The organism is Acinetobacter sp. CY17, from assembly GCF_059515825.1.
On the sequence record NZ_JCAKMX010000002.1, the window covers coordinates 83,114 to 99,040 of the forward strand.

17 protein-coding genes are annotated in these 15,927 nt (G+C 40.8%); 7 read left to right on the forward strand and 10 right to left on the reverse strand.

Annotated elements, in window-relative coordinates; translation table 11 throughout:
- The first annotated feature begins 60 nt into the window (after positions 1-60).
- Positions 61-423 carry a hypothetical protein gene (locus AC5YCI_RS01875; protein WP_496128333.1) on the forward strand — a complete coding sequence of 121 codons (363 nt, stop codon included), beginning with the start codon at positions 61-63 and terminating at the stop codon, positions 421-423.
- Between the two features lie 37 nt (positions 424-460).
- Here AC5YCI_RS01875 and AC5YCI_RS01880 read toward each other — a convergent pair whose 3' ends face one another.
- Positions 461-1,090 carry an alpha/beta hydrolase gene (locus AC5YCI_RS01880; RefSeq protein WP_496128334.1) on the reverse strand — a complete coding sequence of 210 codons (630 nt, stop codon included), beginning with the start codon at positions 1,088-1,090 and terminating at the stop codon, positions 461-463.
- Between the two features lie 122 nt (positions 1,091-1,212).
- On the opposite strand from AC5YCI_RS01880, the gene yaaA reads away from it, so the two are divergent.
- Positions 1,213-1,992 (forward strand): peroxide stress protein YaaA, encoded by a 780-nt coding sequence (gene yaaA, locus AC5YCI_RS01885; protein ID WP_496128335.1) that lies wholly within the window; start codon positions 1,213-1,215, stop codon positions 1,990-1,992.
- Positions 1,993-2,022: 30 nt separating this feature from the next.
- On the opposite strand, the gene AC5YCI_RS01890 is transcribed toward yaaA, so the two are convergent.
- The 5 genes from AC5YCI_RS01890 to AC5YCI_RS01910 all read right to left on the reverse strand — a co-directional run bounded on the left by AC5YCI_RS01890 (position 2,023) and on the right by AC5YCI_RS01910 (position 8,077).
- On the reverse strand, positions 2,023-3,453 hold the full coding sequence (locus AC5YCI_RS01890; RefSeq protein WP_496175137.1) for a cryptochrome/photolyase family protein: 1,431 nt from the start codon (positions 3,451-3,453) through the stop codon (positions 2,023-2,025).
- Between the two features lie 197 nt (positions 3,454-3,650).
- Positions 3,651-4,670: a hypothetical protein gene (locus tag AC5YCI_RS01895; protein WP_496128337.1), complete on the reverse strand. Its 1,020-nt coding sequence runs from the start codon at positions 4,668-4,670 to the stop codon at positions 3,651-3,653.
- A gap of 93 nt (positions 4,671-4,763) precedes the next feature.
- Positions 4,764-5,246, reverse strand: a complete 483-nt coding sequence (locus tag AC5YCI_RS01900; RefSeq protein WP_122901294.1) for an FKBP-type peptidyl-prolyl cis-trans isomerase — start codon at positions 5,244-5,246, stop codon at positions 4,764-4,766.
- A gap of 136 nt (positions 5,247-5,382) precedes the next feature.
- Positions 5,383-6,684 (reverse strand): NAD(P)/FAD-dependent oxidoreductase, encoded by a 1,302-nt coding sequence (locus AC5YCI_RS01905; RefSeq protein WP_496128338.1) that lies wholly within the window; start codon positions 6,682-6,684, stop codon positions 5,383-5,385.
- Between the two features lie 97 nt (positions 6,685-6,781).
- Positions 6,782-8,077 carry a D-alanyl-D-alanine carboxypeptidase family protein gene (locus AC5YCI_RS01910; protein WP_496128339.1) on the reverse strand — a complete coding sequence of 432 codons (1,296 nt, stop codon included), beginning with the start codon at positions 8,075-8,077 and terminating at the stop codon, positions 6,782-6,784.
- 180 nt (positions 8,078-8,257) lie between these two features.
- On the opposite strand from AC5YCI_RS01910, the gene AC5YCI_RS01915 reads away from it, so the two are divergent.
- From AC5YCI_RS01915 to AC5YCI_RS01930, 4 genes are all read left to right on the forward strand, one after another.
- Entirely contained in the window at positions 8,258-9,961 is a 1,704-nt protein-coding gene (locus AC5YCI_RS01915) for a M61 family metallopeptidase (protein ID WP_496128531.1), read from the forward strand.
- Between the two features lie 60 nt (positions 9,962-10,021).
- The gene (locus AC5YCI_RS01920; RefSeq protein WP_496175138.1) at positions 10,022-10,450 is read left to right on the forward strand and encodes a hypothetical protein; all 429 of its coding nucleotides are present in this window, start codon (positions 10,022-10,024) and stop codon (positions 10,448-10,450) included.
- A 69-nt stretch (positions 10,451-10,519) separates the two neighbouring features.
- The gene (locus AC5YCI_RS01925) at positions 10,520-10,930 is read left to right on the forward strand and encodes a transposase family protein (protein ID WP_496129999.1); all 411 of its coding nucleotides are present in this window, start codon (positions 10,520-10,522) and stop codon (positions 10,928-10,930) included.
- A complete protein-coding gene (locus AC5YCI_RS01930) occupies positions 10,878-11,348 on the forward strand; it encodes a transposase family protein (protein ID WP_496130000.1) in 471 nt (156 codons plus the stop codon). The genes AC5YCI_RS01925 and AC5YCI_RS01930 overlap by 53 nt, the downstream gene beginning before the upstream one ends.
- 233 nt (positions 11,349-11,581) lie before the next feature.
- Here the strand turns inward: AC5YCI_RS01930 and paaI are convergent, their stop codons facing one another.
- Together paaI and AC5YCI_RS01940 are read right to left on the reverse strand one after the other, a co-directional pair.
- Positions 11,582-11,971 carry a hydroxyphenylacetyl-CoA thioesterase PaaI gene (paaI, locus tag AC5YCI_RS01935; protein ID WP_496128341.1) on the reverse strand — a complete coding sequence of 130 codons (390 nt, stop codon included), beginning with the start codon at positions 11,969-11,971 and terminating at the stop codon, positions 11,582-11,584.
- A 161-nt stretch (positions 11,972-12,132) separates the two neighbouring features.
- Positions 12,133-12,921, reverse strand: a complete 789-nt coding sequence (locus AC5YCI_RS01940) for an rRNA large subunit pseudouridine synthase E (RefSeq protein WP_496128342.1) — start codon at positions 12,919-12,921, stop codon at positions 12,133-12,135.
- A 552-nt stretch (positions 12,922-13,473) separates the two neighbouring features.
- On the opposite strand from AC5YCI_RS01940, the gene AC5YCI_RS01945 reads away from it, so the two are divergent.
- The gene (locus tag AC5YCI_RS01945) at positions 13,474-14,013 is read left to right on the forward strand and encodes a M23 family metallopeptidase (RefSeq protein ID WP_496128401.1); all 540 of its coding nucleotides are present in this window, start codon (positions 13,474-13,476) and stop codon (positions 14,011-14,013) included.
- Here the strand turns inward: AC5YCI_RS01945 and AC5YCI_RS01950 are convergent.
- Both AC5YCI_RS01950 and AC5YCI_RS01955 read right to left on the reverse strand, forming a co-directional pair.
- Positions 13,989-15,191 carry a YbfB/YjiJ family MFS transporter gene (locus tag AC5YCI_RS01950; protein ID WP_496128402.1) on the reverse strand — a complete coding sequence of 401 codons (1,203 nt, stop codon included), beginning with the start codon at positions 15,189-15,191 and terminating at the stop codon, positions 13,989-13,991. The two genes, AC5YCI_RS01945 and AC5YCI_RS01950, sit on opposite strands and share 25 nt — an antisense overlap.
- Positions 15,192-15,269: 78 nt before the next feature.
- Positions 15,270-15,860 (reverse strand): flavin reductase family protein, encoded by a 591-nt coding sequence (locus AC5YCI_RS01955; RefSeq protein WP_496128403.1) that lies wholly within the window; start codon positions 15,858-15,860, stop codon positions 15,270-15,272.
- Between the last annotated feature and the right edge of the window lie 67 nt (positions 15,861-15,927).

The following is a 15,927-nucleotide window of genomic DNA, read 5'->3' on the forward strand; positions in this document are numbered from 1 at the left end:
GTTTGAGTTTATGAGCATATGCTCAAGTCTATACAACAAAAATGTCTTTTGGATGCATAGATGAGAGTTTTACAATTTATTGCACACTGTGAAGCAAATAATAATGTCAACGCATGCCTTTTGGCACAAAAACACGTCACGCAGCTTTTGGCAGATAAATTGGCAGATTTTGGTTTTGAAACCTTATCGCAAAGTGGTGATCATATTGCAGTCAGTGTTGAAGAGCATGAATTACCGTTGGCGGTAAGCTGTCAAAGTCAAGATGATAACGGACAAATGGTTTGTGAAATCAGCTCTTATCCTGCAGAAGAACAAGACTGGTTGGAGCGGATCACCGAGCAAAGTTTACTGAATCAGTTGGCACAAGCCGTTGAAACGACCTTAAAAAGTGATAAAAATTTTCATGATTTTAAGTGGAAATAAGGCCTAAAAAAACCTCGCAAAAGCGAGGTTTTAAATTTTACAAGGTTAAATAACGTGTCATTGCAAGACGTAATTGTTTTAAATAACCGGTAAAGAAATGATTGGCACCTGGCAAGATCGTGACTAAGTGACGCTGTGGACGTGACCACTCAATCATATCGGACAATAAAGTCACTTCGTCAGCTTCGCCATGAATAAACAGAATATCGCCTTTAATCGGTGGAGTCACATAATGACGTACACCTGCCACAGTTGCAGTAGGTAAACCACAGATCATGGCTTGTTTGGGCTGTAGTTCTACAGGGAGCGTGGCATAAGCCTTGACCATCACGTGCGCGCCAAAACTAAAACCACCGGCATAAAATGGTACGGTGAGATGCTTTTTGCGGGCAAATTGGATCACCTCTAATACATCTTCGGTTTCGCCAAAACCTTCATCATGTACGCCTTCACTCGCGCCTGAACCACGGAAACTTGGACGATAGACGACGCAGCCACGTTCTAAAAACATCTGCGCGAGCAGTGCCGGAACTTTATGGTGCGGTGTACCACCTTGTAGAGGATGGGGGTGGCAGACAACAGCGAATCCTTTCACTTCACCCTGAGGGTAATCGACAAAAACTTCAATTTTGCCTGCTGGGCCTTGGATGAAAATTTGCTCAGACATAATCAACAGTCAGGTAAAGAAACAACGCGACATTCTACCGATAATGTTCAGTAAAAACACAGATTGGCATTAAAATAGCGCTGCTGTTATATTTGTTTAATTATTTTTTGATCAAATTTTCTATGTTTGTTGTTATTTCCCCAGCCAAAACCCTCGATTATGAAACCAGTCTACCTACAGATGTGCATACTTTACCAAGGTTGCTAGAGCACTCACAACAGCTTATCGACCTAAGTCGTAAGCTCAGTGCTACAGAAATTGCCAGTTTAATGTCGGTGAGTGAAAAAATTGCGCAGCTAAATGTGGCACGTTTTCGTGACTGGCAGCCAGATTTTAACTTGGCCAATAGTCGCCAAGCCATCTTTGCATTTAAGGGAGATGTGTATACGGGTTTAGATGCTTATCGTTTGTCGGATCAGCAATTAGAATATGCCCAACAAAAGTTACGTATGTTATCGGGTTTATATGGGTTGCTAAAACCTTTAGATTTAATGATGCCTTATCGTTTAGAAATGGGCACACGTTTAAAAAATCCGCGTGGCAGCAATTTATATGCGTTTTGGGGCAATATCATCACTGATTTCATCAATCAAGATTTAAAAGAAAATCAAACAGATATTTTGGTGAATCTGGCCTCTGATGAATATTATAAAGTACTACAAGAGTCAAAACTTAATGCACAAGTGATCAAGCCTGTGTTTTTAGATCAGAAAAATGGCAAATATAAAGTGATTAGTTTTTACGCCAAAAAAGCCCGAGGTTTAATGGCGCGCTATATTATCGAAAACCAAGTGCAACAGCCAGACGCCTTAAAAGCATTTAATGTGGATGGTTACTACTTTGACCCAGTCAGCTCACACGGCAATGAGCTGGTGTTTAAACGTGATGAGCAGCTTGCTTAAGAAAAATCCCGATCATTGATCGGGATTTTTTTATAAAGCTTGAAATGCCGCTAAAGCACGTAGGCGACTTTGCTTTAAATCAACGATTGCTTTGGGATAATTTAAAGCTCGATGGGGTTGTTTAGCATAAGGATCATGAATTTCTTTGGCATCTAAATGCGCTAATTCGGGCACCCAACGTCGAATATAGTCACCTTGAGGGTCAAATTTTTGTGATTGACTGACTGGATTAAAAATTCGGAAATAAGGCACAGCATCGGTACCGGTAGAGGCACACCATTGCCAGCCACCATTATTGGCAGCTAAATCACCATCAATTAAGTGCTGCATAAACCATGCTTCACCGATACGCCAATCCATGAGTAAATTTTTAGTGAAAAACATCGCCACAATCATTCGCACACGATTGTGCATCCAACCTGTGGCACGCATTTGACGCATACCCGCATCTACAATCGGAATCCCAGTTTGTCCTTGTTGCCATGCTGCTAAATCTTGCGCATCATTACGCCATGCTAATGCCTGTGTTTGCGCTTTAAAGGGCAGATGTTTTGAGAGGTGTGGAAAATCAAAGAGGAGGTGTTGATAGAATTCGCGCCACAACAATTCATCGAGCCATGTTTGTTGCCCTTCATTGTCAAAATAAAAATCACCATATTGTGAGCGGAATAGGGCCTGTATACAGCTGCGTATAGACAACAGCCCGCTATTTAAATAGGGTGACAATTGACTCGTGGCATTTAAATTGGGGTAGTCGCGCTCATGCTGATAATGTTTGACTTGATCGGCAATAAAAACGTCTAAACGATCCAGTGCGGTTTCTTCGCCCACCGGCCACAGCGTTTGTTGTGTGGGGTCAATCTCCCTAAAGCCAAGTTCAGTTAACTCTGGGATGGTGCAAAACGATGCTAAATTTAAATCGATTTTGGCTTGGGCTTCAGGCACAGGGTAACAGGAGGGTAAAGCGACACGGAGTCGTTCATAGCACTGTTTTTTAAAGGCACCAAAGACTTGATAAGGCCGCGCTGATTTATTGCGAATCGAACCCAATGGAAATATGGTTCGATCATGAAAAAACTCCACCGCAACACCGATATGTTGAAGTGTTTCTTGAACCAAATTGTCACGCTGTTGTTCGTTTATGCCAGCTTCACAGTTGGCGTAAAGCTTGACAATAGACAGTTGTTGACAGAGCTGACAAAAGTGCTCTGCAATGTCGCGCCAATGCTCAATACGCAAAATCACGAGTGGTACATTCAGGCGCTTAAGCTGCTGTTGTAACTGCTGTAATTGGCGTAAATAAAAATCGATTTTTAGGCTCGCATCCCCATGCAGCTGCCATTGCTGTGGTGATAGCACCACCACAGCAATAGTTGGCCCAGCGGCCATTGCATGGTACAAGGCACTATGATCAAAGGTACGTAAATCTTGGCGCAGCCAAACAAGTTGATAAGCAGACATAGGGCTCATAAAATGCGTAAATGAATTAAGTGTAGCTTGAAAACACGTGAAATTCTTGTGAGGCTAATCGATAGCTTTGTTGGTATTTTATATATTGACTTAAAAATAAATCATAGAACAGGTACAGCGAATGAGTTTACTTGTTTATTACAGTTCAGCTTGATTGAGCTAAAGCGTTGAATTTGGTCTCATCTGGGTCAACGCGTCACTGTGCTAAGCTGAAGTCGTTGCAATTGCTTGGCTTCTGGGCTTTGATAACCTTGTTGTTTGAGAGCTGCTTGAATATTTTGCCAGATCACCGCATCCCACGCTTTTAAGCGCTGATCACTTTCTTTCCATTTATAGGCTTGCCACTGCCTCTCTTGACTGATGTTGAAAGAGGCTTGTTCTAGATTTTGCATGACCTTGAGCACTAAAGCTGTATTACGCCATTCGTGGTCTTTAAATACCAAGCTGCCATTGCTATAACGCATTTTTTGTAAATGTGCTGGAATAATGAGACGATCTTGACTTTCAATGACACTTAAACGCCGCCATAAACGATGATAACCTTCGTTAAAGATTTCCTGCTGTAAGCTTTGTGGGTTTTTAGGCAGAGGGGGGAGTTTTTTTGTGGCTGGACTGAGGTCGACACGTAAACTACGCTCTGACCAATTGGCTAAACTCTCTAAATACCAGCGGTTTTTAAATTGTGTATAACCGTATTGGTATAAGTGAAAAAGTTCATGGGTCACGGTGGTCCAATAATTGCCTGGAAAGCCTTTGAGATCTGTAGAAATGTGCATGACCAAACTACACGGCATTTGGTTGGGCAGATTAGGATGAGCAGCAGGCACTTCATAAGCTACCCCATTGCCTTTTAAGTCTTGAATAAAAATACTAATGTTGGGTATATTTTGATAGCGTGGACTCTGTAGTGGATGGCGAAAACCTGCTGCTTTAAAAATTTCACGACTGGCCACTGCTTGAGTCGCCACATCTTCAACATAATCCGGCACACCATTTTTATTTTGATCTTTGTTCTCTTTTAGACGATGTTTGGAATTTGCTAAGGTTGAATAGAAGATACGAAATTCATCTTTTTGATACAGTTTATTAAAATCTTGTGCGTGAGGCAGGGCATTAGTACGGCATTTGGCTGGCTCAGCGAGTGTCTTACTACAGGCAGTTTGTGTGATAGCGCAAGCTAAAATGGCAATCAGATAAGTTGTTTTCATAATATATAAAGCCAATGATCTTGATTTGATTAAAAGCGATGCCATAAAAAAAGGCAAAGTAAAATACTTTGCCTTTTTGTAGATCAGATGATCTTAGTGGTGGTGACCACCTACACCGTGTACGTGACCGTGATCTAATTCTTCTTGAGAAGCATCACGGATGTCTACGATTTCAACATCAAAAGTTAAGTCTTGACCAGCAAGTGGGAAGTTTGCATCAACGATTACGTTTTCGCCTTCAACCGCTTTCACAGTTACGATTTGTACGCCGTCATCAGTTTGTGCTTGGAACTGCATGCCCGCTTGGATGTTATCCACACCTTGGAACATTTTAGCAGGAACTTCTTGTACAAGTTCAGGGTTGTATTCGCCGTAACCTTCAGCTGCAGGTACAGTTACAGTGAACTTATCGCCTACTGCTTTACCAAGTAATGCGTTTTCTAAACCAGGGATGATGTTGCCTGCACCTTGCAAGTATACAAGTGGCTCGCCTTGAGATTTATCAAGAACTTCACCCTCAGCGTTAGTCAATGTGTAGTGGAAAGATACCACGTGGTTATTTGCAATTGCAGTCATGTTATTGATCCATTCAATAAATTTCTAAAGATACATCATAAAGGGAAAAATAAATTTATCGAAGAGATTTCGCTAAAATTCGCATTTTTACCGTTCTAATGCTGTTTTTTTATTAATAGGGGCACATCAATAAATTTCAATGCAGTTTTATCTTTGGACCAATGTTTTTTGTCATTAAATCTTTGGCGGTGAGTAAACCGGCATGGGTATAACCATGAATATTGGCTTGATGCACCCGATACAAGGAGACATACATTGACTTGGCAATCACGCCGTGAATATTGACTTTGCCTAAGAGTTCACCCACAGCACTGTGTTGGCTTAATGATACCAAGGAACCTTTTTCTGAAAATTTAAACATCGGCAAAGGGCGCTGGGCCACACGGGCTTTCATGGCACGCACTAAAAAGCTGGCTTGCTGACTGGCCACTTGCGCACGTGGTGCCAGCACTGGTTCATTGGCAATGGGTTGGCAATGTGCACAATCACCAAAGGCAAAAATATCAGGATCAATGGTGGTTTGTAAGGTGGCAAATACATGTAAGCGATTGATTTGATCTTTTTCAAATTCAGTGAAATGGTTAAATACATCAGGTGCTTTAATACCTGCGGCCCAGACTTTAATTTCTGCTGCCAACTGAGAGCCATCGGCGAAATATACTGTGTCGGCATCCACTTTGGCCACACGATGGTGCGTTAGGACTTGAATACCTAAATCTTCAAGTTGCTCATGGGTATGTAAAGAGGTTTTAGTCGAAAGTGCGGGTAAAATTCGATCCGCTGCTTCAATGACCGTAATATTGACTTTGCTTGGATCAATCTTGGTCAGGCCATATTGATAAAAGTGTTCTTTGGCATGAATCAGTTCGGCTGCCAATTCCACACCTGTGGCACCTGCGCCAATAATAGCAATGTTTAAGGCACGTGCGTCGGGCAAATGCTGTGCATCTAAATATAAATGCAGTAAATCTTGTTGGAACTTTTGCGCTTGTTCTAAATTATCCAAGAAATGGCAGTGCTGCTTCACGCCTTCGGTATTAAAGTCGTTAGAAGTTGAACCTAAGGCTAAAATGAGGGTGTCATAGTCTAATGAAATCGTAGCGCTGCTGGCACTATCACCATTGGCGGCTTTTTTTGCCCATTGTTCACTTTGTATGCTCACGCGTTTGTTGTGACGGTCCACGGCGACAAAACGCCCTAAAACAAACTGATAGTAGTGCTTGGCTGCATGCGCAAAATAATTGGTTTCTTCTTCATGAATGTTTAAGCGGCCTGCGGCAATTTCATGTAACAGGGGTTTCCATATATGGGTAAGTTTTTGATCGACTAACGTGATTTCAGCTTTGCTGGACTTACCTAAACTATTGCCTAATTGTGTTGCTAGTTCCAGTCCACCTGCGCCGCCACCAATAATCACAATTTTATGTGTAGTTATCATTGTGTCCCTATTGTTGTTATAGAAAAAAGAGATGGCATGACTATGCCATCTCCTAAAAGTTCAACCTAGCAAAAATTGTTATACAAGTTACATAAAATTACAGCGTAACTTTAGCTTTGCGTTCTACTTGATGCCAAAGGTCACTAAACCAAGCAAAAAACTGGGCAAAAATATTTAAGCGATCCACTTCAACTTGGTTTTCGATTGAAAAGCTGCGTAGCAAACTGTCATTTTGATAGACCTTAACCTCAGCCAAATCCATTTTTTGGTGTAAAGGTGCAGCTAAACTTTGCTGTGGTAGGCGAATATCTACTTTGGTTTTAGTATCCGACAAAGGCTCAATGACTTGCTGCTCACCACTCACCGCCATATAGCGAATTCGTTGGCTGGCCTGATCAAAGTCTTTAAGATTGATTGGGAAACTTTGCTGATAGAGGGAGGTGGTTGCGACCTGAGGGCTTAAAGCTTTTACTTGAAACCAAGTGTAATTAGACTTGGTGACAGGAATTTCAGCCACTGTTTGTCCTGCTTTAATAATGGCTTCATTACGGGTATAGGTATAGGCCACATTCATCAGCTTATGTGCCACTTCGGCACGTTTTTGCGCATTTGGCGTACCCAAGACCACCACCAGCAAACGACGTTCAGGCGCATAAGGGTTGCCCGTTGCTCGCTTTGCTGTGAGGGCTAAGTTATAACCTGCTGCCTTGGTAAAACCGGTTTTTAAGCCATCGACGCTGGCATCCACAGGCAACAGTAAATTGGTCGCATGGTGAAAGATATTGTGATAGCTAAAACTTGGCATTTTTGAATAATGCAGATAGTAAGGGGTTTGATTGACTAAGGCTTGACCCAGTAAAGCTAAATCTGCAGCACTTGAGTAATGCTTTGGCATGGTAATGCCAGGTGGATTCTCAAAATGGGTGTTCTGCATGCCTAAGGCTTTGGCCTCAGCATTCATGCGTGCCACAAAGTTAGGGACATTACCTGAAATGCGTTCTGCGAGCATTAATGCGCCATCGTTGGCAGACATCACAATTAAGCCTGCCAGCAGCGTATCGACATTGACGCTTTCACCTACTTTTAAGCGCATTTGTGATTCATCCCACATCACCTGATTCACCACAGGGCTGACGGTAAGGACTTCATCTAATGTCAGCTTGCCGTTTTGAATGTCTTTTAAGGCAATATAAGCCACCATCATTTTGGTGAGTGAGGCAGGCGCACGCTGTACATGGCTATTATGTTCAGCAATCACTTGACCTGATTGTGGATCCACAATGGTCCACGCTTCAGCTTCAACAGATTCAGGGGCAATGTTAAGTAGGTTGGCATAGCTTGCGCTGGAGCAGAGTAGCCCTAAGCTTGCCAACAGGTAAAACACAGGTTTCAAGGCGGTTCCTTATTTGCCAATCCATTGACAAAGCAATCTAAAAAAAGTCTGCGCATGCTATGCCTTTTTTTTTCTTCTGGCTAGTCAAAAAGCCGACAAATGCAACGTCTATGCATTGCTTGGCAAAAAAATGTTAAGCTTCTTGCCAAGTTACCTATTTTATTTTTTGTCTTGCCCATTATGTTGCATTATCAAATCGAATTTGACGATTATCGTCAGCATCTTGCTCATGTCACTTTACGTTTTGTGGCTGAGCCAACACAGGTTTTAGCACTGCCAACGTGGATTCCGGGCAGCTATTTAATCCGTGAATTTGCCAAGCATTTAGAAAGCGTACGCGCTTATGATGAAGAAGGGCGTTTACTCGAAATTGAAAAATTTGAGAAAAATAAATGGCGTTTGTTTAATACCGATTACGAGTTAATTACGGTTGAATATGATGTTTATGCGTATGATTTGTCGGTACGTGGCGCCTATGTGGATGCAACACGTCTATACATTAACCCAGCGTGTGCTTGTTTAAGCTTAGAAGGTCAAGAGCATAAAGCGGTTGAGGTGGAAGTCTTCTTACCTGACGAATTAAAGCATTTCCAAATTGCCACAGGCTTAAAAACCCGTAGTTTAGTCAAAGGTCGTTTTACTTTAGAAGCGGATAACTATGCGCAGCTAATTGATTCACCATTTGAATTGGCAGAGCAAACCCGTTTTAGCTTTGAAGCTGAAGGGATTGCCCACGAATTTGTGGTGTCAGGTAAACATGCCATGAATGCTGAGCGTATGCAGCAAGACATTCAAAAAATCTGTGCCACAGAAATTCAACTGTTTGGTTCGGCGCCATTTAAAGACTATACATTTATGACCATGGCAACGGGCAATAGTTATGGTGGTCTAGAGCATCCAAACAGCACCAGTTTAATTACGCCGCGTGCCGATTTACCCAAAGCCAATGAGCCTGAACAGCCATCGAAAGACTATCAGCGTTTCTTAGGCTTATGCAGCCATGAATATTTCCATTCTTGGTTGGTGAAATTTATCCGTCCTGAAAACTTTGTCAATTATGATTTGAATAAAGAAGGCTATACCTCTTTATTGTGGATTTTTGAAGGCTTTACTTCTTACTACGATGATTTGATTTTATTACGTAGTGGGGTGATCAATCAGGATGCCTATTTAGAGTTGCTTAAAGCGCAGATTGATCGTTATTTACAAAATCCGGGTCGTTTTGTACAAACTGTGGCTGAATCGAGTTTTGATGCGTGGATTAAGTTCTATCGTCAAGATGAAAACTCAAATAATGCAGGTACTAGCTATTACAACAAAGGTTGTTTAGTGGCGTTGTGTTTAGACTTAGGTTTACGTTTACGTGGTTCAAGTTTAGATGCCTTAATGCGTAAACTGTATGAAAATGCGCAAAACGGTATTCAAGTCAATCAACGTACCATTTACGAGTTATGTAAAGAATTAACGGGTGATAACTGGCTTGAACAAATCAACCATTTAGTCAATACAACAGATGAATTGCCACTTGATCAGTTATTCCCTGAATTTGGTATTTCGTATCAAGTCAAAGATGACAAAGCTTTAGCCTTTGGTTTAAAGCTCAGCGACAAACCTGAAGGTGTTGTGGTTCAGCAAGCGCGTCGTGATGGTGCAGGCGCTAAAGCAGGTCTGTCTGCCAATGATGTGATTATTGCGATTGATGGTTTAAAAGCCTCAGAAAAATTACTTGCAAGTTATGCCAAGCAGCAAGGTAGGTTTACGGTACTTGCTTTCCGCCGTGATGAGTTAATGCAATTTGAAGTGACAGCAGCAGAAACTGGCTTAGCTTCGGTTGAGTTAAAAGTGGCAGATCAAGCCAAAGCTGAAAAATGGCTTAAAGCATAATTGCATTTGAAGCAGTTTTAACTTAAAACCCATGTTTCGACATGGGTTTTTTATTTTAATATGGAAGAGAAAAGTCTTATTTCTACTAAATTCGTAGCTATTACTTCTATAGTATGGATCATCGTCTTTGTAGCTTTTTACGTTCTTGAGTTATTCGATAGACCGACAACTTTTTATGAACTATCGGGCGTATTAGCAGGAGTATTTACACCGCTTACATTGTTATGGCTTATTTATGGGTATTGTGATCAGACTAAGAGTAACGCATTAAATATTCAAGCTATAGCAGACCAAATGAAAGCTATGCATAACGCAGCTAAACCAATATTGAAAATATATAATATTCAATATTCAAAAGCAGATAAAAAAGAGATTACATTCCAAGTATTGAATGTTGGACAATCCGCAAGATGTGTTGAGATTTACAGGTTGGATACTAATGAAGAGTATCAAATGGGATTAGATATTTTAAAATCTAATGAAGAATAGATCTCTTTCATAAATCAAAAAATGATCTACTTTTTGCTTCTTATTTGTACCGAAGAATTTCGAATATTCATGCATAATTTACGAATGAAATACATCGACTCAAAGAAGCTTTCTGAAACACAGTTTAAGCGATATACAGGCATCTCATGGTCAACCTTTTATGTAATGGTTGAGCAATTGCAGAAACATGTTCCAGAGAAAGGTAGACCTCCGAAATTGCGTATAGAGGATCAAATTCTTCTGTGCTTAAGTTATTGGCGTGAATATCGAACTTTGTTCCATGTCGCAACAAGTTATGGCGTGTCAGAGCCTACTGCTTCAAGAATCGTCCGCCAGGTAGAGGACTGCCTCATCAAGTCCAATCTATTTAATTTACCTAAGAGTTTGCCTGAAGGCAAAGGGATCGACTGGAATGTGGTGGTCGTAGATGCCACAGAAATCCCAATACAAAGACCTAAAAAAACAGAAGAAAAGCTATAGTGGCAAGAAGAAAGCACATACTTTCAAAGTTCAGGCCATTATCCATTATAGAACTCAGCAAGTTCTGAGTTTATGTACGAATCGTGGTGCTGTACATGATTTCGAACTCTTCAAACGCAACTTGAATCAGATTCCTGCAGGTGCCTTTATCCTTGCAGATAAAGGTTATCAAGGGATCTATACAGTATATCCAAATAGCTTATTGCCATTAAAAGCAAAAAAGCGCTGCAAACTAGATCTGGAGCTAAAATTTTACAATCAAGAAATTAATAAAAGAAGAATTGGGATTGAGCATGTATTTGGCCGTTTGAAAACCTTCAAAATCCTTGCCGAGCGTTATCGAAACCGAGGAAAAAGACTCGGATTAAGATTTAATTTGATCGCGGGCATCTACAATTTGGAGCTGAGTAAAAAATAACTTATGAAAGAAGTCTAATATAAGTTTACTTTGGCATTAAATCAAAATGATAAAATGAGTTTAACTCTACATAAGCACACTACTTTCAGAATAGAAATACGATATAGCAATCAGCTTGGTGGTATATATAGTGATTATTATGACTTTACGCTCGTTATATCTAATGGTATTGAGAAAATAGCTTGTGTAAGATTTGAAAATGATTATAGAAGCCCACTTTCGTGAGCTTATTTTTATTTAATAATTCGTGAAGTGCCGCGAAACTCAGCAATAATCTGTTGCTTTTGATTGGTGACGCTAATGTCATAAATCCCTGTACGGCCACTGGTGGTTTTATGCTCTGCCGTTGCAGTTAACACATCACCCAAAGCACCTGCTTTTAAATAATTAATACTACAATGCTGCCCCACAGCAGGATGCTCACCTGTATTACAGGCAATCGCAAAAGCCGCATCACATAGCGCAAAAATCACCGCACCATTACAAGTCTGATGCCCCTGTAAATGCTGTTCGGTAATTTTAAGTTCAACCGTTGCAGTATGTTCGGCAAAACTAACTAAATGTGCGCCTAATTGTTGCATCAGCATGTCATTATTAAACATGGGATTCACCATTTGATCCATCAATATTTTCCTTGTTTTAGCTATAAATTTTTATTGTGTGCGTATAGATAACATAAAGATCAAAGTGAATTCAAGCGTTTAAAAATAGCCTAAGTTTTATATCTTAAATAACAAGCATAAAAAAGCCCACCACAAGGGCAGGCTTTTAAATAAGCGATGACTTAACCGCGACCACGGCCACGACCGCGTGGTGCTTTGGTGTTTGGACGTGTAGTACCATTGGTCTTACGACGTGGCTTTTCACTGTCATCCATTTGCCAAATACGTTTGGTGCCTGATTTTTTCACAGAACCATCTTTATTTTTACGCACCATTGGCTTACCGCCTGTACCACCCGGTTTTTTCACATAAGAACGTGAACGGTAGGGTTCTTCCTTGGGTACATTTTGGAAATCTGAATATAACAAAGGTTCAATTTCTTTGGTTTCGCCCGGTTGTAAACCCAATTGCACTAAATCAATTTGACCAATACGGGTACGAATTAAACGCAGTGTTGGAAAACCAACGGCAGCAGTCATACGACGTACTTGGCGGTTACGACCCTCACAAATTTGAATTTCAACCCAAGAGGTTGGTACATTAGCGCGGTAACGGACTGGAGGATCACGATCCCATAACCATTCAGGCTGCTGCACTTTAATGGCTTTAGCAGGCAGCGTCATACCATCTTTGAGCTCAACGCCTTTACGCAGTTGCTCAAGCGCGTCCTCAGTGATATCACCATCGACTTGTACCAAATAAGTTTTAAACTTTTTATTGGCAGGGTTGGTAATGTATTGGTTTAAACCGCCATGGTCAGTTAAAAACACCAAGCCCTCTGAGTCCATATCTAAACGACCCGCAAGACGTAAGTCTGGATCATCGACAAAGTCAGACATGGTCATATGGGCTTCGTCTTTACGAAACTGGGAGAGGACGTCATAAGGCTTGTTAAGAATGACGATTTTCATAAAAAAGCTTCTTCAATAATGTTAAACATATAAAAACTGCGCTATTTTGCTGTGGCCTCAAACCGCAGTCCAAAATAAAGCAAAAAATTCGATGTTGATATTATGCGTCAAGATGCCAAGAAAGTATTGCTTGTTGCCAATTATTTTTATTTTAAAGAAATAAATAGGGCTGTTACATTGAGTGAATAAATGAATCAATTAGGTATTTATTGTAAGAGATAAAAACCTAAAATGATGATTTTAATCACCATTAAGAATGTTTAATTTACATTGCAATAAATTGCAATATTGTTGGACTTGGTGCTTTGCAAAAATCCGTTACAGTGAACTCGTCCGTATAAATCTCTCAAGATCAATCTAGGAGTGAGTGAACATGGCACATAAGAAAAAGCAACATCAGCAGAAGCTGCAGCAAAAAGATCAAGAGCAAAATAAAAATGATCAACAGCAGCAGCAACAACAACCGCAAAAAGCGCGTAAAAAAGCGAAATAACCTCTAAACCCAATACCAATAAAACCCTCAGTTTGAGGGTTTTATTGTTTGGAGTAGATATGCCAAAACTGCTTGTAGTGAGTGTGTTAAGTGTCTTAATTTCAGCGTGTCAACCACCGCCTGCCACAGAATCTGTAGGTTGGCAAAGCCCTTATTGGTATTGGCAATTGCAACGCCAGCAATTAAAAGCGTCACTTATCGTGCCGGTAGAAGGGGTGCAAGTACGCCAAATTAGCGATACATGGGGCGCAGCACGAAGTGCTGGACGGCAGCATCAAGGAGTAGATATTTTTGCTAAACGCGGTACGCCAGTACTCAGCACAACTCAAGGCATTGTACGTGAAGTAGGCACTAATAATTTGGGAGGTAAGGTGGTATGGGTGACAGGACCTGCGTTGAGTTCGCATTATTATGCGCATTTAGATGATTATGCGGAAGATATTCAGGCAGGGGATTGGGTTGAAATTGGCACATTACTTGGCTATGTGGGCAACAGTGGCAATGCAAAAAATACACCGCCACATTTACATTATGGAATTTACTTAAAAGGACAAGGTGTAGTCAATCCTTATCCTTACTTAAATGATGAAGCACCTTGAGTAAGCGCTTGTTGCTGCTGACGATGCGCACGTTTTAAAGAGACTAAAAAGTAGATTAAGCCCGCCAATAAGACTAAGGCTGCTAAAATAAATTGTTGATTATAAGAAACCTGTAGACTTTGCAAGGCACTAAAGCTTAAACCACCAATCAGTTGTATTGTCGCAAAAGTAATTGTGGCCAGACCCCAGAGTTTTTTATAGGCCAAACCATACACTTGTAAAATTGTATAAGACGTTAAAAACACCACAGCAGGATTGAGTAAACCAGTTAAAAACGAAGATAAAAAGGTTAAGAAGGGAATTTGACTAAAAATAGCAAATAAAATCGCCGCAATATAACAACTGTATAAAATTTTTAAGGCTTTAAAATTACCAAATTGTAAAGCCAACATATATGCAGTGACAGCCCCTAAGGCACTGCCTAAACCGTATAAAATCCAATTAAAATTTATCCAAAACAAAGACAAGCCTAGACTTTGAGTTAAATAATCAATCCAAAACAAGGAATGTGGAATATAGGCAAAGGCACTACAGCCATACACCAAAATTAAACTTTTATATAAGCCATCAGCAGGCGTGTTGGGCGCAACAGTTTGGGTGTTGTGATCTAACTGCGCTTTAAAGGGATAAATAATCGCGGCAATAAGCACGCTAAAACTTAATGCAAAGCCAAATAAAATTAGCCATGCGGTGGTAATACTCAAACGATCTAAGTAGGGTAAAAATAAGGTGGCAGCCAGCACCCCAATACCGACACCACTAAAGCCAATAAAATTAATTTGTAGGCGTTTTGCCGCATCACAGCACTGTGCCACTATAGTAGGTGCTAAAATCATCATTAAGCCACCGCAAATGCCAGAAACAATCCGCCAAGCGATATACCAAAACTCATCGAAGCCTGAAAAAGCACAGCAGAGCAGGCTGATGCTGCCCATCAAACCCGCAGTACTTAAATAGTGCAACATTTTGACATTTTGCGCCAAACGCATCGCCCAAAAAGCCCCCATTAAATAACCAAGTAAATTGGCACTACCCAATAGGCTGGCAAATTGGCTTGTCCATTCAAAGGCCAATCGGGTGCTTGGTAAAAGCGCAGTATACGAAAAACGTAAAATCCCGACGGCAAGCGCGGTGCTTAACATTAAAAACACACTTAAACGTTGAGTTGTAGAGAACATCCTGTTCCTTAATTTTTTATTATTTGGTTAAATTTAAGCGCATTTACTAGAATTTGCCTAGTCTTGTCAGACAGTAGGTCAAGCTTGATCTGCTTGATGTACCGATACTGCATCGCCAATAGTGTAAAAATGGCCACCTGCCACATGATGTAAACTCTTAAAGCTTGGGTCTGCATCTTGATAATGCCAGTGGCCATCCCAAAAAACTCGATCATCGGCATAGGCAGCCACCACCCGACCAATAAATAAATCATGCTCAGCTTGGTGATGTGGTTCAGGAATTAACTCACACAACAACCATGCGCTACAGCCTTGAACTACAGGTAGATGCTCATGGCCCTTAAAATGAAATAACTCCACCCCACATTGACGTAATTTTTCTGGTGCGTCACGTTGACTCATCATACCCAGTGCATAAACCAAATCTAGTTGCTTCACGGTGGGGACTTGTAAGGCAAAAAATCCTGAATTTTCGATAATTTCACGGGTTTTGGTGCTTTTATCCAGTACAACGCTGACCTTAGCTGGGCTAAACTCTAAAGCACAGGCCCAAGCCGCACTCATCACGCCTGTGGTGTATTGGTCTTGACTAGAAACCAACACAGTTGGGCCATGATTAAGCAAACGATAAGCCTTTTCTAAAGGAACAGCTTGTAAATGATGAAGCATGATATTGACTCATTTAAAAGTAATTTTTCTGAGCCTAACAAGAAAAACCGCTAAAATATAGCATCAT